Source organism: Pedobacter terrae (assembly GCF_900100705.1).
Taxonomy (GTDB): Bacteria; Bacteroidota; Bacteroidia; order Sphingobacteriales; family Sphingobacteriaceae; genus Pedobacter; species Pedobacter terrae.
Genome location: NZ_FNCH01000001.1, coordinates 389,105 through 413,948 on the forward strand (window position 1 = coordinate 389,105; position 24,844 = coordinate 413,948).

At 38.0% G+C, this 24,844-nt stretch carries 20 protein-coding genes and 1 other RNA gene; 14 read left to right on the plus strand and 7 right to left on the minus strand.

Annotated features, from left to right (window positions below; genetic code table 11):
* Window positions 1-3: 3 nt before the first annotated feature.
* From BLR60_RS01700 to BLR60_RS01710, 3 genes are read right to left on the minus strand one after another with little or no spacing between them, the layout of a single operon-like run.
* On the minus strand, window positions 4-885 hold the full coding sequence (locus BLR60_RS01700; protein WP_090496321.1) for a thiopeptide-type bacteriocin biosynthesis protein: 882 nt from the start codon (window positions 883-885) through the stop codon (window positions 4-6).
* A complete protein-coding gene (locus tag BLR60_RS01705; protein WP_090496322.1) occupies window positions 878-3,550 on the minus strand; it encodes a lantibiotic dehydratase in 2,673 nt (890 codons plus the stop codon). The genes BLR60_RS01700 and BLR60_RS01705 overlap by 8 nt, the downstream gene beginning before the upstream one ends.
* Before the next feature lie 25 nt (window positions 3,551-3,575).
* Window positions 3,576-5,780 carry a peptidase domain-containing ABC transporter gene (locus BLR60_RS01710; RefSeq protein WP_167354662.1) on the minus strand — a complete coding sequence of 735 codons (2,205 nt, stop codon included), beginning with the start codon at window positions 5,778-5,780 and terminating at the stop codon, window positions 3,576-3,578.
* An 84-nt stretch (window positions 5,781-5,864) separates the two neighbouring features.
* Between BLR60_RS01710 and BLR60_RS01715 the strand changes: the two genes are divergently transcribed.
* Genes BLR60_RS01715 through BLR60_RS01725 form a run of 3 tightly spaced genes read left to right on the plus strand, consistent with a single transcriptional unit; the run spans window position 5,865 to window position 11,006 of the window.
* On the plus strand, window positions 5,865-7,310 hold the full coding sequence (locus tag BLR60_RS01715; RefSeq protein WP_090496324.1) for an ABC transporter permease subunit: 1,446 nt from the start codon (window positions 5,865-5,867) through the stop codon (window positions 7,308-7,310).
* The gene (locus BLR60_RS01720; protein ID WP_090496325.1) at window positions 7,297-8,721 is read left to right on the plus strand and encodes an ABC transporter permease; all 1,425 of its coding nucleotides are present in this window, start codon (window positions 7,297-7,299) and stop codon (window positions 8,719-8,721) included. Before BLR60_RS01715 ends, BLR60_RS01720 begins: the two co-directional genes overlap by 14 nt.
* A gap of 32 nt (window positions 8,722-8,753) precedes the next feature.
* Window positions 8,754-11,006 (plus strand): TonB-dependent siderophore receptor, encoded by a 2,253-nt coding sequence (locus BLR60_RS01725; protein ID WP_090496326.1) that lies wholly within the window; start codon window positions 8,754-8,756, stop codon window positions 11,004-11,006.
* Between the two features lie 70 nt (window positions 11,007-11,076).
* On the opposite strand, the gene lysA is transcribed toward BLR60_RS01725, so the two are convergent.
* Both lysA and BLR60_RS01735 read right to left on the minus strand, forming a co-directional pair.
* Window positions 11,077-12,243, minus strand: coding sequence for a diaminopimelate decarboxylase (gene lysA / locus BLR60_RS01730; RefSeq protein WP_090496327.1), 1,167 nt, complete (start codon window positions 12,241-12,243; stop codon window positions 11,077-11,079).
* Window positions 12,244-12,561: 318 nt separating this feature from the next.
* Window positions 12,562-13,875, minus strand: coding sequence for an aspartate kinase (locus BLR60_RS01735; protein WP_090496328.1), 1,314 nt, complete (start codon window positions 13,873-13,875; stop codon window positions 12,562-12,564).
* Window positions 13,876-14,138: 263 nt separating this feature from the next.
* On the opposite strand from BLR60_RS01735, the gene BLR60_RS01740 reads away from it, so the two are divergent.
* On the plus strand, window positions 14,139-15,875 hold the full coding sequence (locus BLR60_RS01740) for a phospho-sugar mutase (RefSeq protein ID WP_090496329.1): 1,737 nt from the start codon (window positions 14,139-14,141) through the stop codon (window positions 15,873-15,875).
* 290 nt (window positions 15,876-16,165) lie between these two features.
* Here the strand turns inward: BLR60_RS01740 and BLR60_RS01745 are convergent, their stop codons facing one another.
* Complete coding sequence (locus tag BLR60_RS01745) at window positions 16,166-16,876, minus strand: hypothetical protein (RefSeq protein ID WP_143009003.1); 711 nt, start codon at window positions 16,874-16,876, stop codon at window positions 16,166-16,168.
* 280 nt (window positions 16,877-17,156) lie between these two features.
* On the opposite strand from BLR60_RS01745, the gene BLR60_RS01750 reads away from it, so the two are divergent.
* The 10 genes from BLR60_RS01750 (at window position 17,157) to rnpB (ending at window position 23,924) form a co-directional block, all read left to right on the plus strand.
* Window positions 17,157-17,366, plus strand: a complete 210-nt coding sequence (locus tag BLR60_RS01750; protein ID WP_143009004.1) for a hypothetical protein — start codon at window positions 17,157-17,159, stop codon at window positions 17,364-17,366.
* A gap of 544 nt (window positions 17,367-17,910) precedes the next feature.
* Window positions 17,911-18,195, plus strand: coding sequence for a hypothetical protein (locus BLR60_RS01760; protein WP_143009005.1), 285 nt, complete (start codon window positions 17,911-17,913; stop codon window positions 18,193-18,195).
* Window positions 18,196-18,434: 239 nt separating this feature from the next.
* Window positions 18,435-19,205, plus strand: coding sequence for an MbnP family protein (locus tag BLR60_RS01765; RefSeq protein ID WP_090496334.1), 771 nt, complete (start codon window positions 18,435-18,437; stop codon window positions 19,203-19,205).
* Window positions 19,206-19,231: 26 nt separating this feature from the next.
* Entirely contained in the window at window positions 19,232-20,242 is a 1,011-nt protein-coding gene (locus BLR60_RS01770; protein WP_244155560.1) for a cytochrome-c peroxidase, read from the plus strand.
* Window positions 20,205-21,182 carry a transporter gene (locus BLR60_RS01775; protein WP_090496335.1) on the plus strand — a complete coding sequence of 326 codons (978 nt, stop codon included), beginning with the start codon at window positions 20,205-20,207 and terminating at the stop codon, window positions 21,180-21,182. The genes BLR60_RS01770 and BLR60_RS01775 overlap by 38 nt, the downstream gene beginning before the upstream one ends.
* A 10-nt stretch (window positions 21,183-21,192) precedes the next feature.
* Window positions 21,193-21,624, plus strand: coding sequence for a hypothetical protein (locus BLR60_RS01780; RefSeq protein ID WP_090496336.1), 432 nt, complete (start codon window positions 21,193-21,195; stop codon window positions 21,622-21,624).
* 115 nt (window positions 21,625-21,739) lie between these two features.
* Window positions 21,740-22,000: a YHS domain-containing protein gene (locus tag BLR60_RS01785; protein ID WP_090496337.1), complete on the plus strand. Its 261-nt coding sequence runs from the start codon at window positions 21,740-21,742 to the stop codon at window positions 21,998-22,000.
* A gap of 158 nt (window positions 22,001-22,158) precedes the next feature.
* Window positions 22,159-22,809: an SCO family protein gene (locus BLR60_RS01790; protein ID WP_090496338.1), complete on the plus strand. Its 651-nt coding sequence runs from the start codon at window positions 22,159-22,161 to the stop codon at window positions 22,807-22,809.
* Window positions 22,810-22,942: 133 nt separating this feature from the next.
* Window positions 22,943-23,371, plus strand: coding sequence for a c-type cytochrome (locus tag BLR60_RS01795; RefSeq protein WP_090496339.1), 429 nt, complete (start codon window positions 22,943-22,945; stop codon window positions 23,369-23,371).
* Between the two features lie 170 nt (window positions 23,372-23,541).
* Window positions 23,542-23,924: RNase P RNA component class A (rnpB, locus tag BLR60_RS01800), an RNA gene on the plus strand.
* On the opposite strand, the gene BLR60_RS01805 is transcribed toward rnpB, so the two are convergent.
* On the minus strand, window positions 23,924-24,805 hold the full coding sequence (locus BLR60_RS01805) for a polyphosphate kinase 2 family protein (protein WP_090496340.1): 882 nt from the start codon (window positions 24,803-24,805) through the stop codon (window positions 23,924-23,926). The genes rnpB and BLR60_RS01805 overlap by 1 nt on opposite strands.
* Between the last annotated feature and the right edge of the window lie 39 nt (window positions 24,806-24,844).

Consider the following 24,844-nt stretch of genomic DNA (forward strand, 5'->3'; position numbering starts at 1 on the left):
ATTTTAATTTGAATGGTACACTTGAAAAATATATTCGATGCAGGTTTTGATCACATACATCAGGTAAGCTTCTTCCTGATTGGCAATGCCCAGGCGATTATTGGTCATGTGCATCAGGCTTGAAACGATTTCCTGGAACTTAAATTCATCAAATTCTGCTGTTTTATACTGATCCATAACTTTCTGGCTGCACGTCATATACTTTGCTAAATCATCATAAAGACTGTTTGCGGCAAGTTCTTCCCAGAAAGAGGCAGCTGCCAGGCAAACTGTTTCTTTTTTGGATAAAAATGCCTGTTCAAATTGGTGAAGCCAAAAGGCTTTTTCATGATCCCCGGAAAAATCTGGCCGATAAAGTTTAGGTAACCATCCGTTTATAAAAAAATCGCATAGCCTGATGATTTTTTCAGGCTTTAATCCGGCACAGAATAACAGAACAAGATGAAGCTTTACCGCCTCTAAAGTAACCTGACTGCTATTTTTCCTAATCAGTAACCAGTTTAAAACATAGGCAGATGATGCGGCAAAATGCTGTTCTGCCCAGGTAATACTTTCCACGTTCCCATAACGGATAATCTCCGGATCGTACTTCATGGAAAGAACTTTTTCCACCTGGAAAGAAGTGCTTTGAAATTGACAAAGATCATTGCTTAAAGAACTGCTAATCTGCTCATGGTAAAACGAGTTGGCATGAAGTCTCAACCGAATATGACTCCCTCCTTCCCAATATCGGATAAAGAACCAGGGCGAACCTGCAAAAAAACAAAATTTCCATTTACTGATGAAGGGCGCAATGGCCTGTATTAAAAGCTCATCAGCATTTCCGGCATAATAAATATGCAGACTGAGCCAGGTATATTTGGTTGATTTGATTGTGCTATCCATTATACCACTGAATTAAATATTCTTTAACTCCACTTTCCATAGGTACCGGAAGCACTTCTTCTATGGTAATGTTATTTCCAGCTCTTGCCAAAAGTCGTTTAAACATCGACACAAACAGCGGCTTATCTAAAGCTAAATATTGTGGTTTATAGTCATCATGCAAGCCTTCCTTTTTGTTGATTTCGCCATCTGCAGTTTTGTTTTGGAAAGCGCGTTTTCTTAGAAATAAAAAGAAATTTGATGGTATTTTATATGATTTGAACCAGTTATGTAGGCGAATAAAATATTCAAAATCCGTCTCTGTTTGTTGCTGAACAGGAATTACGGCAGTTTTTATTCTCCATGTTTTTCTCCTGATGATTAATGTTTCTTCAAATGTGATCCTCGGAAGCAGGTAAACGTCTGGCGCTGAATCTGCAAACCTGCCTTGATCATACTGATCTATCAGCTGGATAAAAGGCTGTAATGAAATCCTTGCATCAGGATTAAAGTGCGCCAATAACTGGTATAAGTTGGAACGGTTATAAAAAGATTCCAAACTCAAATCATAACTGTAGAGTTCATGATCATTCAGCCATAGTTTAAGGGTGTTCGAATCCGAATCAAGGCAAACCCTTAAATCACCAACATTAATTTGCTGATCTGCAGGATAGATATTATTTCCAGAGGGAAGCGTCAGCTCGCGACTAAGCAAGGGAGGGTGAATGTTTGCGTTAAAGGTTGAGGCATCATTTAGTTCAGCTTTAATAACTCCTGGATTTAATGACTCATTTTGAGCGATAAAATCTTCCTGTATTTTTGAATCAAACAAAGACAGAAATCTTCCGCTTACCTTTCCCATCCCAGGTAAAAGTGAATTGATTACCCCGTAAAGCTGAACTCGTTCCCCGCACGCATAAAATTGTACAAAAGCGCCTGCCGATAAAATTTTCCCAAGATCAGATTGAACAGGTAAGTCTGCGAAAAAATCAGCGGTTAGGTTTAATGTATCATCTAAAATCGTTTGTTGCGCCAATTTGGCAAGAACAGCTGTTTTCCAGGGCATTGGATCTGCTAATGCCTGGTTATTCTGGTTTACCTGCTCCTTTTCGGGCTTTTTAATATAAAAATAGTAATCCCGGTAAAACTCGGTTATTTTTATCTTTTCATGTTCAGGATAGTGTTTAATATAAAAATCGCGCATCTTGATCCGCTCTTTTCGCATCACATCAAGCGGCAGCAGAAATTTGGCAAGCGCATTCGTTTTAGAAACAAACTCCGCTATCTCTTTTTCAGGCAATACTTCAGTTACATCTGTAAAACAATCTTCAAAAAAAATATTGCGTGCCGAAAAATAGTAAGGAATAAAGTTGTTCGTTAAAAAAGCCTCTTGGTTTTGAGATTCTTTTTCTCCGATGATTTTTTTCTCTTCAGCACTCGTATAGTAAGGTAAGTTTGCTTCTTTCTGTAATGGAAGAAAAGTGCTGTTTACTGCTCTTTCTGCCTGCTGTAAAATCACATGGCGTTCATCAGTTCCTGCTGCTGCATAGCTTTCGCGATGGACTTGCAATGTTTCGAAAAGGCTGATTAAAGACTTTAACGAGTGGTTTTTCTCTGGTACAGATTTAAAAAATGCCCATAGTTTTACATCCCAGTTTTCCTCCATCCCTGAAAAGCCAAAGCCTGGCTCGAACAAGCCGGTGTCGATCAATTTTATGATATAAGCTTTAATGCTTTCGTGGCTGGCATTTTCTACATGATCTGACAGATATTTTATTAATTCTGCTATAGTAACTGACTGGTAGTTTTGATGAAAGTAATTGACAATCAACAGTTGCAAGCCATTTGCAGGCAATTGTTGAAAGGATTCAATGTTATTGAAATTAGTTAGGAATTGTATTTTATCACGTTTAATTTCTGCTGTGATATTAATTTTCAGCAATAAATATTCATTCAATAACGGATGTTGCCTCAGTATGGATCGCAAGTATTCGAAGAGAATATTGTTGAGCTTCAGCTTACTCTGCACCTGAGGGTTTTTATTTGAATGGTTTACAGGATGAGTACTAGTGGTCATCACGCCAGTAAAAGTAAAGCTGCTAAATGGCGAAGTTTTGAAAGCCATCCGGCTGAGATACCGCAATAAGCTAAATTCCATTCGCAGTTCTTTTTGTTTAAAATTTTCCGGATCTTTTTTTACAAAACTTTTGAGTTGGGTATAAAGCACCGGGCTGGATAACATTAAGCCATTTTGCAGCGCCGGGTTTAATACCATTTGCTGAACAATTTTTTGATGTAATGTTGATTCGTGATTAAATAGCTTCTTGTTTACCTCAAAAAAATTGTTGATCAGGGATTCATTTAACAGGTAAGCTTCAAAATATTCAGATAATGATTTGGCATTCAAGCCTTTGATAAGCGTCGATTGTGCTGCATCTACCCGCTTGTTGTTAAATATTTTCCTTTTAAGATTGATTAACTGTTGCCTTAACTGATCGTCGGTTTGTTCACTGATGATTGGAAATAAGGCATCACATAAAGTATTTTTTAATTCTTCCCTTCTTTTGAGGTAATCATCGTGTGTTTCTATCAGCTTTTTGCCTTGATTAAATGTAAGTTGATTGAATACATCGTGGTTAAGATTCGCATATCGAACCAAGGAATAAGGGAAAATTCTGACTGACATAAGATGGATTATAGTTAATGGAAGATCATTGGCCGAGTTCAAGTTGATTTTTGATCAGGTGGTAATAGTGTCCTTTGATTTGAAGTAGTTGCTGATGTGTACCAACTTCTTTAATTTCACCTTGCTGAAGCACCACAATTTGGTCTGCATTTTTTACCGTGCTGAGCCGGTGAGCAACGATCAGCACCGTTTTACCCTGAAAAAAAGTATTGAGATTATTTACGATGGAAAGTTCATTCTGTGCATCTAATGAATTAGTGGCCTCGTCAAGAAAAACATAATCCGGATTACGGTAAATCATCCTGGCGATTAATAAGCGTTGTTTCTGGCCTTCACTTAAGCCAAATCCATCTCTACCCACTACGGTTTCATAGCCGAAGGGCATTTTCAGGAAGAAAGCATGCATATTGGCCATTTTAGCTGCCTCATGAAGACGATTAAAATCTTTAACTTCCGCACCTGCGAAAATATTATTGGCGATGGTATCCATGAAAACATACCCATCCTGCATCACTACACCGCAATATTTTCTCCATGATCTGGCATTAATGGCTTCGATTTTTTGCTTGCCAATTTTAATACTCCCTGCGGAAGAAGCATAAAATTTGAGTAACAGTTTAATTAATGTTGTCTTCCCGCTGCCACTGGTACCCACAATAGCCGTTACTTTTCCAGCTGGAATTTTCAAACTGACATTTTTTAATACTTGCGCACTGTGCTTGCCCCCGTATTGGAAAGATATCTGATCCAGCACGATATCTACTGGTCCATCCTCATTCAATTCCTCATCTACGCCAAAATCTTCTTCAGTTTCTTGTTGCACTTCATCTATACGCAATAAACTGAATGCTGCATTTTGCGAAACCCTCGAAAACTCCACCAACTGGTTTACCGGAGCATTTAGCTGTCCACAGATATAAGTAATGGCCAGCATGCCACCCAATGTTACCTGATCATGGATCACCAGCATGGCTGCAGCATAGGTGATCAGCACGTTTTTTACCTCATTAATAAAAGCACCAACACCCTGCATCCGCTGATCAAGTTGCAATGCTTCAAGTTTGAGATCGAAAGATTGATCTTGTAATCCTTCCCAAAGCTGTTTTTTTTCTTCTTCACTCCCAGTTAATTTGATTTCCTGCATGGCATAGAAAATTTCCAGGAGCAGTTGCTGGTTAGCAGATAGTACCTTGAATTTTTTCTGATCGATCATTTTTCGCTTCTGTTGAAAAGAGTTAGACCAGATTACGCTGATGCCAGCGCCGACAATAAATAGCAGAAAAATCTGCCAGTTGTAATGCAGCAAAACGCCACCAAGTACAATTAAGGTAATTGCCGATAAAATAAAATTGATGAGTGAATTGGTTAGAAATTCCTCTATGCGTTGATTATCGTTCACGCGCTGCATATTGTCTCCTGCCTGCCGGTTATCAAAAAATGAGAAGGGCAATTTCATCAGTTTTGCCAGAAAATCTTTAAGCATGGTGATGCTGGTTCGGGCACCAATTCTAAATAACAATCTTCCCCGAACAAAATCCATCAGCATCCGGCCAGAAAAAAGCATCAGCTGTCCTAAACAAATCAGTAATAACAAATTGGTATTTTTTCCTTGAATTCCCTTATCTACAATCATTTGGGTTAGCAAAGGGATCACGAGCGAGAAACCACTGGCCAGCGCCAAACTCACCGCTATCGGGAACCAGCCTTTTCGGTGTAATTTTAGGTAAGGAATCAAGTTCCACAATGAAGTTTTATGCTCCGGCTTGCTATCCATTTCATGAAATGAACGGGTTGCCTCTAATAACAATACCCGGCCAATCTGTGTATCATCATTAATATTCCAGCCCGATAAAAATGCAGCCGTATCTAATTTTATTTTGCTGTTAAGCGCCGGGTCTGCAAGATAGACTGATTCATTATTTACTTCATAAACCACTACATAATGTTCTTTTTGCCAGTGCACTATGCAAGGCATAGGTAATCTGTGTAGTTTATTATATTCCAATTCGGCAGCCATGGTTTTGAAGCCAATGTTCTCTGCGGCATCAATTAAATCAAGCATTGTAGTGCCCTGCTTCCCAATTTTGCAAAGCTTTCTTAAATGCTGCATGGAAAAATTCTTACCGTGATAGCGAGCAACCATTTTAAGGCAAACCGGGCCACAATCCATGGCATCTGGCTGCTTATAAAACGGGTACTTTCTCCTGCGGATAAAATCTTTAAGCATCATAAATTTTAAAAACCGTAAATGCAATGTTGTTGCAAATATGTAAAATATAATGCAACTTTGATGCATTATTAAATTAATCTTTTAATGAAAAAAAACAACACTGCCATTTGGCAGATGCTGATAAAAAAAGAGTTACTGGTGATTTACCGGAACAAGACAATGCTCATCTCCACGGTAATGATCTGGACACTTTTTGTCGCGGCTGCCATTTGTACCTATTTAGATTATCAATCGGCGCACAAACAAAGAATTGAGGCCAATACAATTTTCAGCCAGCAATGGGCGCACCAACAACGCAATCCACATGATGCCGCACACTTTGGCACCTACCTTTTTAAATCGATTAATCTGTTAAACGTATTTGATACAGGCCTAAATGATTATACCGGGAATACCTACCGTATTGAAGCCCATGTGCAACACGAACCTGATGCGGCAAATGCGGAAGGAAATGATAGTTCCATGCGTTTCGGCAGGCTCACACTTGCTTTGATTTTGCAATTGCTCATTCCGTTGCTCATCCTTTTCATCACAGCAACCAGCATGACCACGGAAAAAGAACAGGGTACATTGAAAATGCTGCTGGCTCAGGGATTAAGCACTTCAAGGTTAATATGGGTTAAGGTAATTTCAAGTTACCTTTTTATCGTAACGGTGGTTTTACCAATTTTTTTACTGATGACCATGATGTTATTAGCTTCTCCCGGATCTGACATACTGCTTACCAGATTACTTTGGATGATATTAGCATTTCTATTGTATTTTTTATTCATTGCCTTGCTGGGCATATTGATTTCAGCCTGGAGTGGTAATTCTGGAAAAGCAATTTTAACTGCGTTGAGTTGCTGGATATTAATGAGCATCATTTCGCCGAAATTACTCACCGGAATTGCCGATCATAGCTATCCGCCAATGTCTCGCGCCGCTTTTACTGAGCTTGTTGAACAGGGCTACAGAAAGGGGCTTAACGGCCATGACCCCTATGCAGAACGTGGGGAGCGTTTCGTTAAAAATATTCTTAAAAATTACCACGCAGACTCCGTTAGTGAACTTCCATTTAATATTGAAGGTTTAACATTTCAATACCATGAGGATTATCGTAATATGGTGTTTAACCATTATATGGCGCAGGTAGCGCAACAGTTTGATAAACAACAGAACTTTTTAACAATAGCGGGAGTCTTTGATCCGTTTATCTCCATCAAACGGATTTCCATGGCCCTCTCTGGTACCGACTATTATCATCACCAGTACTTTTTTAAACAGGCCCAAACTTACCGCAATCATTTAATTAAAAAGCTGAATCTGCAGCTGGCCATGCACAGTAAAGATGTAAAGGGAGAGTATATCTTGGGTCCTAAGTATTTTGCACGACTTCAAAACTTTGATGATCAGCTTCCACCTATCCATCACGTGATCCAGTTAAACCAGATTGGCCTATATGCTATAGCCGGATGGATTCTGCTGCTCGCCGCATTGCTTCAGTTTATTGCTTCACGTTCTCTAGCCCGTTATTATGAACTTGCTTAAAATCGTATTTACGTTTGAACTGCGTATGCTTCGCAGACAGCGATTGGTATTGTGCTTAATTGCTTTCTTCTTTCTAACGGGTCTTTACAGCATCTATGATGGTTACCATTTAACCAAAAAACAACTTACGGCTATAGATAGTCTGGAACGAAATTACGATCAGAAATTTAATGAGCTGGCTAAAAATTTTACGGCAGATACCACTACATCAGCAGGAAAAACCAGCTATGCACAGGCAGGAATTCCATCTGTGATTGAATACCGGAATCCACTCAATGCGATACACAAACCTGCAACACTATCGTCACTATCTGTAGGACAAAGGGACATATTACCTTATTATGAAGTGATTACCAGAAAACGAAATGCAGTAAATGCGCCCAATGCTGAAATTACCAATCCGGAAATGCTGGCCGCCGGAAACTTCGATCTCGCCTATGTGATTATTTACCTTTTTCCATTATTGGCTATCGCATTATCGTATAATACCTGGTCAAAAGAGAAAGAACAACAAACTGATCGCCTATTGGCTGTTCAGGGAAAGCATCTTGAACGCATCATCGTTTATAAACTTGGCTTTCGTTTTACCGTAGTGGCTTTACTGGCCTGGTTGCTGAGTGCTATCGGAATCATAAGTGACTCGCAGCTCAGCTCTTTTAACCTGACTACTTCTTTATTATGGTTTTTTGCCGTTACAGTATATCTGGCATTCTGGTTTTCGACCTGTTTACTGCTGATCAAACTCGGTAAAAGTTCTGCTGTGAATGCGCTTTACCTACTGGCTGCTTGGTGCTTCTTTCTCCTGGTATTGCCGGCCATTACCAATGCCTTTATTCGCCAGATATATCCTATTCCATTAAAAATGGATGAAGCCGTTGCTTTAAGGGAAAACAGCGAAGCCATTTGGGCAATGCCTAAACAAGCACTTATCGATACGTTTTACGCTAATCATCCAAATTATAATTCCTTAAAAAGTGCTACGGATACCAGCGATAACAGCACCGTTCGGTTCAGTGCCTATTATGATCTTCTAGGAAGGAAAATGACTTCGGTGATAGCACGTTACAATCAGTATCCGCGAAAGCAAAATTTGATTTCAGCTAAACTAAGTTGGATTAATCCGGCTACGAAAACACAATACTTACTGAACTCAATAACAGAAAGTGGCCTGACGGATTATTTATCTTATCAAAACCAGGTAAATCATTTTCAAAAAACTTGGGTCGATTTCATGACAGATTATATCATTCATAATAGAACTTTAAGCCTGGCTGACTTACACCATCTTCCCGAATTTAAAATGCAACCGGCTCCGGGAAAGAACACAAATATCTTAACAGACATCTTTGGGTTGCTGATTATCTCCCTATCTATCCTATTCTTAAGTACAAAAATCAAATTACCATTATAACAAAATTACCATCAGTTTAATAAATCACAGAAATGAAGAAAAAACTTTACTTGTTATTAATCATCCTTATTTACATTCCCCAGCTATTTGCACAACAGCAAAGCAAAACGAAATCTACCTTAGATTCTAACAGAACGCAACAGTTGAGAGAAATTAGTATTGCTGGAAAAAAAGCTGTTAAACTACGAAAAGACACCTTATCTGCAGCCTTGAGAATGCAGATTCCACTTCTTCAGATGCCCCAGAACATTATTAGTATTTCCGCTGCATTGATACAACAGCAAGGAAGTTTTCAATTAAAAGACATGGCTAGGAATGCCAGCGGAATCTATTTCGGATACAACAGTTCGCCTTTTGACAATTCTGCTTCCATTAAAATCAGAGGATTTAATGCCGCTACCACCATTAACGGGATGCCCAGCCGACTAGTGCTTGGTGCAACACTTGACGATGAAGCGCTAATTGAAAATCTGGAATTTATTAAAGGTCCGGCCGGATTTATCAGTGCTGTTGGCGAACCCGGTGGAACATTAAACATTTCTACCAAAACACCAAAAGAAAAGTTATTGAATGTGCAGCTTACGGGAGGTAATTACAACCTTTTCAGATCCACCGTTGATGTTGGCAGCAAAGCTTTAGATAAAGGGTTTTCTTACCGTTTCAACGCAGCATATCAGCGGCAAAATTCTTACCTGAACAATATGAAAACGGAGAAATATGTGATTGCTCCGGTAGTTCAGTATAACTTCAGCCTACGGACTTATGTCATTGCCGAATATAACTACATTCGCGGTGAAGTAAAAAATGGTTCATCGATTAATAAACTTCGCCAGGATAAAGATGTACTTCAAGATCCGATTGGCGTAAATTACAGCGCGGGCATTGGCCTTCCGTTGAGTGTTGCACAAACACATACGGGCAGATTTGTAGCCGTTCATAAATTCAACTCGAACTGGCAGTTAACTTCCCAGTCTAATTATGTGAAGGCTCCTTCTACGCAATGGTATATGGTTTCATCAAATAACAGAACTTCAATCAGCTTTGATGATGCGGGTAAAACTAAGCGTATATCCAGCAATTCTAATTTGTTAGGTGAAACCTATAACACCAACCTATTTCTTAATGGTAAATTTAACACCGGGCAGTTTAAACATACACTTTTGGTCGGTGGCGATTATACTAAAGGAAAAGATTCACTTTCAACCTATTATGGAACCAGTCCTATCGCGTTCGACCGCAACAATCCGAATTATGATGTAGACCCAAATACGGTAGCTGTAACCAAAAGATCCATCAGGCAGGAAAATAACATTCATTACACTGCGGCATACGTTTATGACAACATTGCCTTAGATAAATTTCTACTGACTGTTGGAGCGCGGTATACGGAATACAGAAATCAGAATATTTTAACCACCACAAAAGGTCCACGTACGCCTGATCAATACAAGCAACATGCCTTTTCACCTCGTTTAGCACTAACTTTTACTCCTGATTCTACTTCTTCCATCTACTTTTTGTATGACCAATCTTTTGTTCCGCAAACGGGTCAGGTAGTAACGGAAACTGCGGCCAGTGCAACCGCAGGACAGCGGACAGTTACTGGAACAAGGCCTATAGACCCTCAATTCGGAAATAGCTTCGATCTTGGTTTTAAGAAAAAATGGTTTAATGGAAAGCTGCTGACCACCATAAATGGTTTCCACTCAGCAAAACAAAATGTATCTGCTAGGGACTTTAGAAGTTACACCTCTGCTGCGGGCGCTATAGCTTATTACCTGCAATTGGGTGAAGTAGTAAGTAACGGGGTTGAAGTTGACGTGATTGGAAACATCACCGATCGCCTTTCATTAGTGGCGAATTACACCTATGTAGATGCTAAAATTACCAAAGACAATAACCTTGATCCTACGCCAGACAATCCCTCTATTGTAGGACAAAAAATGCCTGATGTGCCTCAACAAATTTTTAATACCTGGATTCAATACAGTATTCCATTGAAGGGATATAATAAAATTTCACTGAGTGCCGGCCAAACCAGTATTGCAAAACTATCTGCAATTAGTCAGCGTGATGTTTTCTTGCCCAATTACACCAAGTTCGATGCTGGGCTGAGCTTTACAAATCCGAGGTATTGGGTTAGGGTAATTGCAGATAACCTGGCGAATAAACGTTATATTTCTTCCGGAGATATTACAACTGATTTCCCATATACCGGAAATAACTATTTCTTTGTTGAAGGAGAGCCCTTTAATATCAGGTTTTCTGTTGGCCTCAGGTTTTAACACCTTTTTTCCTAAATAAAAAGATCGCCGATACGTTTGCAGCATTTGCTTCATGTATCGGCGATTGATATTAGATTTCGTTACTATAAACCGATCTTATGGTATCCCTAAGGTTATATTTCGAGGCCATTACTTCACCATAAGCACCTGCACTACGGATGGCAAAAATATCACCTCTGAAAGATTCGGGCTGTTCCACTTCTTTACCAAAACAATCAGTACTCTCGCAGATCGGTCCAACAATGTCATATTTAACTGAGATTTGAGATTTGATATTTGAGATTTGAGACAAATTTTCGATTTTATGATAGGCTTGATACAATGCCGGACGCATCAATTCTGTCATGCCTGCATCTAAAACCACAAAGTTTTTCTTCTTTCCGTTTTTAATGTACAATACACGGGTAATTAAAGATGCTGATTGGCCAACCAGGGCCCTACCTAATTCAAAATGAACTTCCTGATTTGGTTTTACTGCTAAGAAATCTTTAAATATTTTGAAGTAAGATTTAAAGTCCGGTATCTGATTATCAGGGTTATAGTAGTCTATACCTAAACCACCACCAACATTTAAAACTTCTACAACAAAACCTTTGTCTTCAAACCAGGTACAAAATTCATTTACGCGGACACAAAGGTTTTTATAAACATCCAGATTGGTAATCTGTGAGCCGATATGAAAATGAATGCCGATAAATTTCAGGTTTGGAGAGGCTTTTAAGGTATCGGCACATTCGGGTAAATCCCATGAGTTGATCCCAAATTTATTTTCATCTAAACCTGTCGTAATATTATGATGTGTATGTGCATCAACATTTGGGTTAATGCGGATGGCTACCTGAGCAATTTTACCTTTTTTAGCGGCAAGTTCATTTAATACCGCTAATTCCTGGATAGATTCTACATTAAAACAGAAAATATCAAGGTCAAGCGCCTCATTAATTTCTTTATCAGATTTACCGACTCCGGCAAAAACGATTTTTTTATTGTCGAAACCTACTTCAACTGCTCTTCTTACCTCGCCAGCACTTACACAATCTGCACCAAAACCAATTTCTTTGACCTGGTTTAACAGTACAGGATTGAAATTTGCCTTTAATGCATAATGGATATGAAATTGATATGGAGCTGCTGCATCTGCACAAGTGTGCAAGGTTTTTTGTAACAGATCGGTGTCGTAATAGTAAAAAGGCGTTTCAATATTGTTAAACTTTGATATATCTTTATCGGCGAACATGTTCAGATTCCTTATTATAATTTTAATTTTATTCTTTGGGCTAATTTATTTTGGTAACTACCTGGATTTAAAGCATGGAAGAATTACCCGTAAACAATACAATGGAAAAATCCGATTTTTTATCGTACTACTTCTTATTGTACTGTTTCTTTTATTTATCAAAAAATGAAGATAGCAGCAGCCATATTTATCGTTCTTATTCTTTCTGCCGGATTGTATAACTCTTACAAAAAATATAGAAACGGATTATTACCAGCAAACTTTCTGGCTCTTCATTGCCTTATCGGATTGCTGCTTGTAATAGGTGCTTTTTTCCTCTTATTCGAATAATCTATTGTGTAAGCTTCTTAGCGCTTCTGTCTTATATTCACTCAAAATTAAAAGCGAAACATTATAGTTACTTCCACCGTAAGAAATCATGCGGATCGGAATATGTTTTAAACCTTCTAAAACCCTGCTCGCAAAACCATGTTTCTCTGAACCGAAATCGCCCACTACACATACAATACTGTGGTTGGTATCTACCTCAACGGTTCCAAAACTTTCCAGTTCTTCGATAATCTGTGGTAAATGCGCTGTTTCATCAATGGTTAACGATACGGCCACCTCGGAGGTGGTAATCATATCAATTGGTGTTTTATAACGTTCAAAAACCTCAAAAACCCTGCGTAAGAAACCATAAGCAAGCAACATGCGGCTTGATTGGATGCGGATTGCCGTGATACCATCTTTGGCAGCTATTGATTTAATCCTGCCTTTTTCGCTATCATGGGTAATTAGAGTACCGGCAGCTGAAGGTTCCATTGTATTTAATAAACGAACCGGAATTTTATACTTTTGGGCAGGGAAAACAGACTGCGGATGCAAAATCTTTGCGCCAAAGTAAGCCAGCTCCGCTGCTTCATCAAATGATAACTGGGCGATTGGTTTGGTACCTTTAACAATGCGCGGATCGTTGTTGTGCATGCCGTCGATATCTGTCCAGATCTGAACTTCTTCAGCCAGAATTGCGGCGCCTAACAGTGATGCGGTATAGTCACTTCCGCCACGACGTAGGTTATCTACTTCGCCAAAACTGTTGCGACAGATGTAGCCTTGCGTAATGAATAATTTATTGTCTTTATGCTGCTCCAATAACGGCATTAAGTGTTTCGTGGTAAACGGAATATCAGGTTCATTATCTTCATCAGTTTTCATAAAATCCAAAGCAGGTAACAATACCGATGGTACGCCAATAGATTTTAAATAAATATGATATAAAGTGGTAGATAGTAACTCACCTTGGGCCAACACTACTTTTTCCTCAATTGAAGTGAAAATATCATTTGCTAATCCAGCTAAGAAACTGAAATGATAATCAATTACTTCATTACCCTGTTCCTGAAATTCCGCAGCAGGCAATAACTCAACAACAAAAGTTTTATATTTTTGATATAGATTTTCAACACACTCACTTCCCTTCTGCTTATCTCCAGCTAAAAAATAATTTGCAATTTCTACTAAACTGTTTGTAGTCCCAGACACGGCTGATAAAACTACAATCTGTTCTTCATTTGGATTAATGATATCCAATAACTTCGTCATGCGCTCAGGACTGCCTACAGAGGTACCCCCAAATTTTAATATTTTCATCTGTTTATAAATTGTTTTTACCTATAATTAAAGGACAGCAACCTAATTGTTTTTGCAACTATTTTAAAAAAGTTACAATCGCCTCACATTAATACTGGATTTTCTTTATTATTGTATCGGGGCGTGAAATTAAGCAAAAGCAGCTTAAAAGCAACACCCTCAACAAAATAAAATTTGGATGAGTTGAAATAAATGAGTTTCAACGAAACATCATTCAATAAAATTTGTTCAACACCAGATATTAAATTAAAAATAAAAGTTCAATGCAAGCAATTGACCAATCAACGCAAGCCACAATTAATCAGTGGTTAAGTGGGAATTATGACGAAAATACCAAGGCAGAAATTCAGGCCCTTGTAGATAAAGATGCAACTACCGAGTTAACGGATGCATTTTATAGAAGTTTAGAGTTCGGAACAGGCGGTTTACGCGGCATTATGGGTGCAGGTTCTAACCGTATAAATAAATATACCATCGGAACGGCTACCCAGGGCTTGGCCAACTACTTAAATAACAAATATCCGAATGAGAAAATTAAAGTGGCCATTGCACATGATAGCCGCAACAACTCTGATTATTTTGCAAAAATTACTGCAGATGTGTTCTCAGCAAATGGCATATATGTATACTTTTTTTCTGCATTAAGACCAACACCAGAGCTTTCTTTCGCTGTGCGCCATTTCGGCTGCAAAAGTGGAGTAATGTTAACCGCTTCGCATAACCCTAAAGAATATAACGGTTATAAAGCTTACGGTGCTGATGGTGGCCAGTTCACCTCTCCAGATGATAAGTTGGTTATTGATGAGGTAAATAAAATTAAAAGCATAGATGAAGTAAAATTCGACCGTATTGATGCCAATATTCAACTGATTGGCGAAGAGGTTGATAAATTGTATTTAGATGGTATTACTGCACTTTCAATCTCTCCCGAAGCAATCAAAAGGCAGCATGATCTAAAAATTGTGTACTCTCCTATTCACGGAACAGGCATTACATTAGTTCCAAAAGCTTTAGCGCAGTTTGGTTTTACAAATGTTACCATTGTTGAAGAGCAAAGTACACCAGATGGCAATTTCCCAACGGTGGTGTATCCTAACCCTGAGGAAAAAGATGCATTAACCTTGGCAATGAACAAAGCAAAGGAAATTGATGCTGATTTAGTTTTAGCAACCGATCCTGATGCTGACCGCGTGGGTATCGCTGTAAAGGATAATGATGGCGAATGGGTATTGCTTAATGGTAACCAAACGGGTAGTCTGTTAATTAATTACTTACTATCAGCCTGGCAAGACAGTGGTAAGTTAGATGGTAATCAGTTTATTGTAAAAACCATTGTAACCTCGAACCTGATCGAAGAAATTGCCAAAAAGAAAAATGTAGAATACTACAATACCTTAACCGGATTTAAATACATTGGTCAATTAATGACCGAATTGGAAGGTAAGAAATACTTTATTGGCGGTGGTGAAGAGAGCTACGGTTACCTGATCGGTGATTTGGTACGCGATAAAGATGCGGTAGTTTCTGCGGCTTTTATCTCTGAAATGACGGCATACTATAAAGATAAAGGCGCTAGTTTATACAATGCCCTATTGGATATGTATGTAGAATATGGCCTTTATAAAGAAGATCTGGTTTCGCTGACCAAAAAAGGTAAATCAGGTGCCGAAGAAATCAAAGCCATGATGGTTAAATTTAGAGAAAATCCTCCTGCAACATTGGGCGGCTCTAAAGTATCGGTATTAAAAGATTACGAATTAGGACAGGAAACAGATTTGGCAACTGGAAAAGTAACCAAACTGGATTATCCTACTTCAGATGTGTTACAGTTTATTACCGAAGATGGTAGCATTGTTTCTGCACGCCCTAGTGGTACTGAGCCTAAGATTAAATTCTATTGCAGCGTAAATGCACCTTTAGCAGATAAAAAAGATTTTGATTCTGTTAATAAGCAATTAGAAGAAAAAATCAAAACAGTTATGGCTGATTTACAGGCATAATTTTAACGATTAATTATATTTGTATTTATCGCCTTAAGCCTGCCGAAACGCCTTTTAAACATTCACAAGAGGTTCTTCGGCAAGCTACCACTGACAGATCCGCTAGTGCGGTCGTATTCCCGCGCATACGGGAATCTTGATGCAAGCGCTTTAAGATTCCCATCCGATAGCTATCCGATCAAGTTGGGACGATTTCTTTTTTAGAGACTTTTTTGAACTTCACTGGTCTTAGCATCTTGCTAAGACCTTTTAATTCTTATAGAGGTACGGATTAGTACGGAGGATTCCGATCAATCAATTAACTCTTTAACATTTTTCTTAGAAATATAAATAATAGCAGGTTCGTTTTTTTCAGCTGAAGCAAATTTTCCGGTTGTTTTATCATATATAGCCCTGGTGGCTGAAACATATAATCGCCCCGCCCCGTCTACATGTATATTGGTAATCTGATTATCAAAAGGAACTGAAAGTATTTTTGAAAATCCATTAGTAAATACCTCTATATCACTTTTCAAAACATAACCCGAACCGTTTGCTGGTTCACCTTTAAAAGGTTCTATATTTTCTTTCAGCTTGAATTTAATCTGATTATTTAAAGAAACCGTCGCGAATTCCTGCGCTCTTTGTTCAGAGACATTATATTGACTACATCTTTTCCAGGTAAAACCTTTGTCTAGTGTAAAAAACTGGCTAAATGTAGCAAGCAATTGATTGTCTTTGTTTTTAAGACTATTGGCCTCTAGTGCAAAAATTGTATCTCTAACTGATAAAAATCCATAAATAGGCTGATGATTAATTTTTGTTTTCTTCCATGTCTTAGCCTTATCGGTAGTTTGATAAATCTCGGTAAGGGTAGATACCATTAAAGTATCATCAATGTTGCCGTAAATGGCATGAGCCTCTTTCCCGTTGGCAATTTCGACCCTGGTCCAGTTTGGATCGTTAAAAGTTGGTGGTGCCACAGGAAGTTCCTTTTTGGCGCAAGATGATAATACTATCATTAACGCGATAGTTTTAAATAATTTCATAGGTTTCATTTTTGTGTACGGCAAGATAACTTAAATTACTTTTAAACTAAACAATGGCTACGATCATCAAGGAGTTTTTCAAGTTTTTGCTCAACTGATTACTAAATCAGCGCTAAGATGATTGAGGAGTTTTCCATTCCTTCCATAAATTTTTGGACAAAGAATGAGATAAATCATGATAATATATTTTATGCGTTTAAATCCCAATAAAAATAGATTGCTTATATATTTACAAGTTCAAAAAGTTAGAATCATGACAGCAATAATTTTGAAAAACAATATAGAGCAACGCAAAATTGATGCGTTATTAGACTTTTTAAAGTCATGGGATATCGATGCAGAATTAAAAACTACTGATAAATTGGAACCATCCGATGCAGCGGAGTTTTCGTTATCTCAAGGCATTTGGAGTGATTATGATGTTAACTCGGAAGAACTTAGAGATCAAGCCTGGAAAAGATAATGGCTCTTTTTGATACAAATATCTTTATTGAAATTTATAAAGGAAATTTTAGTGTTATCGAAACTGTAAAGAGCATTGGCCAAAACTGCATTGCAGTTTCAGATGTTACCTGTGGAGAATTACTATATGGAGCAAGAAACAGAAAGGAATAAGTTTAATCAGAAAAGATATAGATAGTTTGGTGGTTCTGCCCATTTCTTCTCCAATATCAAAACAAGCAGTAAAATTAATAGAGCAATTTTCTTTATCACACAATCTTAATCTGCCAGATGCGCTAACTGCATCTACCGCAATGTTTCATGATTTAGAGCTTTACACATTAAATCTCAAAGACTTTAAATTCATTGAAAATATTACCTTATATCAGGTAAAACCTCACCTATAATATTAAAATCAGTCACTTTTTTATTTTTCTTTGCTGCAATCAATTTCTTTAATACTTTTGCAGCGCAATACCATGTTCAAAAAAATCTTAATATATCTGATCATTACATGCACTGTTAGCAACGGTTTCATGCAGCTGGTGATTTATTCAGGTTATCAAATGAACAAAGAATATATTACCAGTGTATTTTGTATAAACAAAGCACATCCTGAACTGCATTGTGATGGACAGTGTTTCCTGGCTAAAAAGCTGAAAGATTTAGACGGTAAAAACAAACAGGTACAAGAAAACCTGAAAAGAGTTGTAGAAGCTGAGCCTCAGTTTCAAACAATAGCAATAAATCACTATCTCCCTTATTTCTTCATCACTTCAGAAAGTCTTTATATCGAAAAACCGGTTAAAGATCTTTCCATTTCTATTTTTCATCCACCGAAAACGGTTTAAGTAAATTCTTTTGTTTTTACGTGTTGGTATCGATCTCGTACAGTTTTAAGTATTACATCCTGAGCGAAGCCAAACCTTAAAACCCGTAAAAACAGTCATCATTTCTGATGAAGTGTGGTCGTGAATTTCCGGGATAACTATCTAATGGTATAGATTCCGCGACTACATTATTTTCCGTTCGAAATGACGACCTGGCCCAGGCTAACACAAATTATTTTCACTTATCCAATTTTCTAAAAATGAAATTATCACCATACTTTTTGGCATTGTTATGCCCTATAATCCTATTATCTTCCTGCAAAAAAGACAGCAATGAGGTTACTGCAGATGCTAAATCTACATTCTCAATCGAGTTTGAAAATCAGGTAAACGGAAGTCCGTTAGTTTTAAATACCACTACGTACCAAAATGCCAAAGGCGAAGATTTTAAAATCAACGTATTTAAATATTATGTAAGTAATATCAAATTAAGCAAAGCCGACGGAACGACTTATCTTATACCTGAAAGCTATTTTTTAATCGATGCTTCAAAAGCAGAATCAACAAACATTACTTTGAAAGATGTACCTGTTGGAGATTATACCAAAATCGAATATACTATTGGAGTAGATTATGCCCGTAATTTTGCTGGTGCCCAAACAGGAGCTTTGGATCCAATAAATGGCATGTTCTGGACATGGAACAGCGGCTATATTTTTGTTAAATTGGAAGGAACGTCGCCACAATCGCCGGCAACGGGAAATACACTTACTTTTCACATTGGGGGTGTTACCGATCCAAACAATACGATCAAAACATTTGCTACCGAGATTAATGCCGCAAATCCACTTCGTGTACGTACAGATGGCAAACCAAACATGCACTTTATTGTGAATGCTGCCGCGTTATTTACAGGTAAAACAGATATTAGTTTCTCGACCTTGTATTTCACTATGGGGGGAGCAAATTCAGTAATTGTGGCCAATAACTATGCGAATGGCCTATTTCGTTTAGATCACATTCACAATTAATGTTAAGGAAAATAACTGTCTTCGCAATGCTTCTGTTAAGCATTGCGTTGATGTATGCCTGTAGTAAGAGCGAGGATGAGGTAACGCCGGAAGAAGAGAAAATTGCTTTTTCGGTTCCTTCCAACTTTCCAGCTCCGGCATATAATTTTGAAGACAATAAATTAAGTAACGCAGGATTTGCACTGGGTAAAAAATTATTTTATGATGCCAGATTATCTGCAGATAAGAGCGTTTCCTGTGGAAGTTGCCATCAGCAATTTGCAGCCTTCACTCAACTTGATCATAAGGTAAGCCATGGTGTAAACAACTGTCAGGGAAAGCGTAATACCCCGCCCCTTTTTAATCTGGCCTGGCAAAAAGCATTCTTTTGGGATGGTGGTGTGAAAAACATCGAAACCTCTCCTTTGAATGCCATTACAGACGCCTGCGAAATGGGCACGGATATCCAGACCATCGTTGCATTGCTAAAAAATACGGCGCCATATCCTGATTTATTTAAACAGGCTTTCGGTTCAACAGAAATCAACTCACAGCTCATTTTGAAGTCGATTGCCCAGTTTACAGCGGTGTTGGTTTCTGGTAATTCAAAGTATGATCAAGTAATCCGTAAAGAGGCTGGCGCTTCATTTACAGCTTCGGAACTTGCTGGTTACAATTTGTTCAAAGAAAAATGTACTTCCTGTCATGCAGAGCCGTTTTTTACTGATTTTTCTTACCGAAGTAATGGGTTGGATTTGATGAGTGCAGATGAAGGACGTTCACACATTACAGGCTTAGCTTCAGATTTTGGAAAGTTTCGCGTACCTACTTTGCGCAACATCGAATATACCAGTCCATATATGCATGATGGCCGTTTTTACAGTTTGGATGAGGTATTGGAGCACTACAATTCTGGCGTTAACGCATCTACCAATCTCGACACCCAATTGAAAAATGGCATTCCGCTAAGCACTACAGAAAAAGAGCAGATTAAAGCATTTTTAAAAACATTAACAGACAATGAATTTATCAAAAATAAATTATTCGCTGAGTCGTAAATTATTAATTATAATTTTAGTACTCACCAGCAGCCAGGTAATTGCCTGTGATATCTGTGGCTGTTTTATGGGCATTACGCCCTATTATAATCGAAACAGCATCAGCCTTTTATACCGTTACCGTTCGTTTAATGGTTATGAAGGGCAATCACATTCTCTGTTCCCGAATGGCGGAAATTTCTTTATTCCAGCCCGAAGCCAGGATTCACCCATAACAAATCATGCGGGCAATCCCAGTGACTATGAGCTTTATCGCTCGTTAGAGATCAGGGGGAAATATTTCATCAACAGCAAACTGGAAGTTAATGCCATTTTACCTTATGTTTCCAACAGTGAGCGTTACAACGGCTATACCTCTTCTATTTCAGGTCTTGGTGATATCAATTTATATGCAGGTTATCATTTGGTGCAGAAACTGGAAGATAATTTTAAACAACAGTTAATTGCAGGAGCCGGTATAAAATTACCAACCGGAGAAAATAATTTAAAAAATACGGAAGGCATCCGCTACTCTTCGCTGATGCAGGCTGGAACCGGTAGTACTGATGGTTTTGTGTATCTGAATTATATGGTTGGATTGGGCAAATTTGGTGCCAGCCTGAACACATCATACAAGGTAAACGGAACCAATAGTCGCGATGAAGGCATTGCGAACAGTACGACCAGTTTCTTGAATATCTTTTACGTCCAAAGAATTGGTAAGGATGTTCAGATCATGCCATCTGCACAGTTTTTTTATGAGTATTCTGGTGGCGAAAAGTATAAAGGCCAAAAAACAGGTGAGCACGTAATGAATAACCTAATGGGTGGTGCAGGTATTGATGTTTTTTATAAAAATGTGTCGTTAAATGCCGGATTACAAAAGAATATCTGGGAAGCCGAAACCGATCATCCGATGAGTGCAGGCAAAGTATACGTTGGAATTTCTTACAATTTTTAAATTACAGAATATGAAAAGATTAAATATGGCAATACTAGGTTTGTTAACCGTTTTTTTTATTGCTTGCAAAACTGAGCCGGACGCTAAAGCGGTTCGCCAGGAAGTATTAAATATCCACGATAAATTGATGAATGATGGCGAGAAAGTTATCAGGAATAAAATGAAGTTAGATACACTTTTGGTTTCAAACCGGATAAAGCTTTCACCGGATTCGGCTGCGTTAAAACAAAAAATTGTTAGCTTAATCACACAATTAAATGCTGCTGATGAAAAAATGATGGATTGGATGCATTTCTTTAAAGATGAATTTAAAGGAAAAACCGCACAGGAAGATCTTGACTATTATAAAGCAGAAATGGTAAAAATCAGGGCGGTTGAAGATAGTTATATCAAAGTAACTAAAGCATCTGATTCATTGATAAGCAAATATAACGTAAAATAAAAAATAGTCCCGAGTCGGAAGTCTGAAAGTCAGGAGTCTGAAGATATGGAGCTTAGCAGTTCATCTGTCAAACTAAATCTTTAGACTGCCGACTTTATGCTAAAACAAATTCAAAATGAAAAAATCAATCTCAGCAATAATCCTAATTGGATTAGCAACATTAGCGCTAAAATCAAATGCTAATAATATAATCGACCATCCAAAAGCAAATCTGATCGATTCAGCAAAAAAAGTAGTAACAGATCCTGTCTGCAAAATGAAGGTGAAAGCTGGTGCATCAAAAAATGCAGTATATCATAAAGTTACCTATTATTTTTGTTCAGAAAGCTGTAAGCAAAAGTTTGTGGCAGAGCCCGCCAAGTACATGAAAAAATGAGTTGCGTTCAGGAGTCGGAAGACCGAGGTCGGAAGAGATAAAGCCATAGGTTTTAACCGTCTGAACTTTCAATTTTCTGACATCTGACCCCGGACTTCATTAAACAATTAATTTCATAAGAAAAATACCTCGTATATTTACATTTTTAAAATAACATCATGAATAAAATCACTATTTATTTAGCTACGTCTCTACTGGCTGTTTCTATATTTACGGCATGCAAACAAGAAAAAAAACTTCCATTTTATGGCGAGCGCCATGCTGAAACCGTTAAAGATGCCACTGGCAAAGAGAAAATAGATACCGTTTACCAAACCATTCCCGATTGGTCTTTCCTGAACCAGGACAGCGTGGTCACAACAAATAAAGCAACAGATGGCAAAATTTATATAGCCGATTTCTTTTTTACTTCGTGTACAACCATTTGCCCTACTATGCACCGTAATTTAATGACAGTTTATAATGACTTTAAAACCAATCCAGATGTGATGTTTGTATCACATACGATTGATTTTAAATATGATAAGCCTCATGTTCTGAAAAAATATGCTCAAAAACTAGGTGTGGATGGTCCAAAATGGCAGTTTCTTTATGGTACTAAAGATAGCGTGTATACTTTGGCCGAAAAGAACTACTTAGTTGCTGTTGGCGAGGATAGTACGGCTAAAGACGGTTATATTCATCAGGGGTATCTGGTTTTGATTGATAAAGACAGACGGATCCGTGGAGCTTATGATGGTACCAAAGCAGATCAGGTAGAACAATTAAAAAAAGATATTCCAGTTTTATTGGCGGAATATAAAAAGTAATAATCTAAGTCGTCATCTCGACTGACCGTAATGGGGAGACCTATCTATCTAGCCATTAGATTCGCTGAGCACTCTATGCTTCTCGGCTCCATTTAATTCAGCTCGACATGACGATTTTTACAACAAAACATCTATGCGCAAGTACATCATTAGTTCAATTTTTTTTCTTTTTATTACAGGCATCGTTGTTTCCTGCCAAAATCAGGAAACCATCGATTTGCAAAATTATATGTCTAACGGAAAAGATATCTATAAAAATAAATGTCAGAACTGTCATGGTGAAAACGGTGAAGGTTTAGGTCAGCTGGCACCTCCATTAACTGATTCTGTATTTCTAAAGGCAAACAAATCTCGTTTGGCCTGCATCATCAAAAATGGCGCCAATGAATCTTTAATCGTTCATGGTAAAGAATATAAAGAAAAAATGCCAGCTTTCCCCGAACTGGCAGATATCGATGTGGCGCAGGTAATGGTTTATGTTACCAATTCGTTTGGTAACAAACAGGGATTTGTACCTTACTCCCAGGTTTCAAAAGATTTGCAGAATTGTAAAATTCCTTAAGTATTTATTTCAGGGTCTTATGGGTATCCACATCGATGCTGACCACGAAGTAGCTACAGGGCAAATGAAAACAATATCTCTACCTGTAAAATAAATTCATCATAACGATATCCAAAGATAAATCTTTACATTTTTCGCCTTTGTGCTTAAAAAAAACCATCTTTGCACAAAATGCAGGTTGTTCTATCGCTGTTTCGAATAAAATCGGAAGAGAGGAAAGTCCGGGCAACGCAGGGCATCCCGCTTTCTAACGGAAAGGGGTTCAGGAATGAAAACCTGGGCTACGGATTAGTGCAACAGAAAATATACCGCTACGGCTTCACGTCGTAGTAAGGGTGAAAACGTGCGGTAAGAGCGCACGAGCATTGCAGGCGACTGTAGTGGTTTGTAAACCCCGGGAGTTGAAAGACCAAATAGGCTAACGTACGTAGGGCTGCCCGTCCGATGTTAGTGGGTAGGTCGTTAGAGATAAACGGCAACGTTTATAGTAGATAAATGATAGAAATCCTGAGCAATCAGGAAACAGAACCCGGCTTATAGACCTGCATTTTTTTATTCACCTAATAAAATACGCTTGGTTTCTCCGAGTTTAGCTTCCTCCTCCTCATCTAATACAGGAAATTTCAGATCAAGGCTTTTCAACTTATCTTCAATAATTTCACTTATTGTAAGCCTTGCAAACCATTTCTTATCTGCAGGTATGATGTGCCAGGGAGATGCGATTGTACTGGTTTCGTTAATTGCATCCTCATATGCATCCATATATTTATCCCACAAAGCCCTTTCTTTAATATCTCCCGAAGAAAATTTCCAGTTTTTAGCAGGATCATCAATACGTTCTAAAAAACGTTTTTTTTGTTCATCCTGGCTCACATTTAAAAAGAACTTCAAAATTACCGTGCCATTGTCTGTTAAATGTTCTTCAAAATTTTTGATACTCTGATAACGCTGTTGCCAAAAGCTTTTGTTGATCTTCTTAACATCATGAAAACCTGGAATATTTTCACTTAAAATGTACTCCGGATGCACTTTGCAGACCAAAACGTTTTCATAATGCGAACGGTTATGGATCCCTATCCTACCGCGTTCTGGTAAGGCTTTATAATGTCTCCACAAAAAATCGTGGTCATATTCTTCTGGTGTAGGTGTTTTAAAACTATAAACCTGACATCCTTGCGGATTTAATCCGCTCATTACATGCTCAATCGCACTGTCTTTACCAGCCGCATCCATCGCCTGAAAAATAATCAGAACAGCATGTTTTCGGGAAGCATACAATTTCTCCTGTAAGTGATTTAACTCTATTTTCGAATTTATCAGTGCATCTTTAGCTTTTTCTTTGTTATAACCGCCTGTAAAATCAGTTTTATGGTTTTTCAATGAAAATTTCTTATCCCCTTGTACAATTAATCCTTTAAATTCGTTTTTCATCATTATATATTATTTTTAGCTAAATCGAAGCATCGATAATTT

What these genes read in the sequence shown, in the direction of transcription:
- BLR60_RS01770 (WP_244155560.1), top strand. Translation starts at nt 19,232, where the DNA reads ATGCTTCTGTTAAGCATTGCGTTGATGTATGCCTGTAGTAAGAGCGAG.
- BLR60_RS01710 (WP_167354662.1), bottom strand. Translation starts at nt 5,780, where the DNA reads ATGATGCTTAAAGATTTTATCCGCAGGAGAAAGTACCCGTTTTATAAG.
- BLR60_RS01725 (WP_090496326.1), top strand. Translation starts at nt 8,754, where the DNA reads ATGAAGAAAAAACTTTACTTGTTATTAATCATCCTTATTTACATTCCC.
- BLR60_RS01775 (WP_090496335.1), top strand. Translation starts at nt 20,205, where the DNA reads ATGAATTTATCAAAAATAAATTATTCGCTGAGTCGTAAATTATTAATT.
- BLR60_RS01760 (WP_143009005.1), top strand. Translation starts at nt 17,911, where the DNA reads ATGAACAAAGAATATATTACCAGTGTATTTTGTATAAACAAAGCACAT.
- BLR60_RS01720 (WP_090496325.1), top strand. Translation starts at nt 7,297, where the DNA reads ATGAACTTGCTTAAAATCGTATTTACGTTTGAACTGCGTATGCTTCGC.
- BLR60_RS01795 (WP_090496339.1), top strand. Translation starts at nt 22,943, where the DNA reads ATGCGCAAGTACATCATTAGTTCAATTTTTTTTCTTTTTATTACAGGC.
- BLR60_RS01715 (WP_090496324.1), top strand. Translation starts at nt 5,865, where the DNA reads ATGAAAAAAAACAACACTGCCATTTGGCAGATGCTGATAAAAAAAGAG.
- BLR60_RS01765 (WP_090496334.1), top strand. Translation starts at nt 18,435, where the DNA reads ATGAAATTATCACCATACTTTTTGGCATTGTTATGCCCTATAATCCTA.
- BLR60_RS01705 (WP_090496322.1), bottom strand. Translation starts at nt 3,550, where the DNA reads ATGTCAGTCAGAATTTTCCCTTATTCCTTGGTTCGATATGCGAATCTT.
- BLR60_RS01750 (WP_143009004.1), top strand. Translation starts at nt 17,157, where the DNA reads ATGACAGCAATAATTTTGAAAAACAATATAGAGCAACGCAAAATTGAT.
- lysA (WP_090496327.1), bottom strand. Translation starts at nt 12,243, where the DNA reads ATGTTCGCCGATAAAGATATATCAAAGTTTAACAATATTGAAACGCCT.
- BLR60_RS01745 (WP_143009003.1), bottom strand. Translation starts at nt 16,876, where the DNA reads ATGATAGTATTATCATCTTGCGCCAAAAAGGAACTTCCTGTGGCACCA.
- BLR60_RS01785 (WP_090496337.1), top strand. Translation starts at nt 21,740, where the DNA reads ATGAAAAAATCAATCTCAGCAATAATCCTAATTGGATTAGCAACATTA.
- BLR60_RS01790 (WP_090496338.1), top strand. Translation starts at nt 22,159, where the DNA reads ATGAATAAAATCACTATTTATTTAGCTACGTCTCTACTGGCTGTTTCT.
- BLR60_RS01805 (WP_090496340.1), bottom strand. Translation starts at nt 24,805, where the DNA reads ATGATGAAAAACGAATTTAAAGGATTAATTGTACAAGGGGATAAGAAA.
- BLR60_RS01740 (WP_090496329.1), top strand. Translation starts at nt 14,139, where the DNA reads ATGCAAGCAATTGACCAATCAACGCAAGCCACAATTAATCAGTGGTTA.
- BLR60_RS01700 (WP_090496321.1), bottom strand. Translation starts at nt 885, where the DNA reads ATGGATAGCACAATCAAATCAACCAAATATACCTGGCTCAGTCTGCAT.
- BLR60_RS01735 (WP_090496328.1), bottom strand. Translation starts at nt 13,875, where the DNA reads ATGAAAATATTAAAATTTGGGGGTACCTCTGTAGGCAGTCCTGAGCGC.
- BLR60_RS01780 (WP_090496336.1), top strand. Translation starts at nt 21,193, where the DNA reads ATGAAAAGATTAAATATGGCAATACTAGGTTTGTTAACCGTTTTTTTT.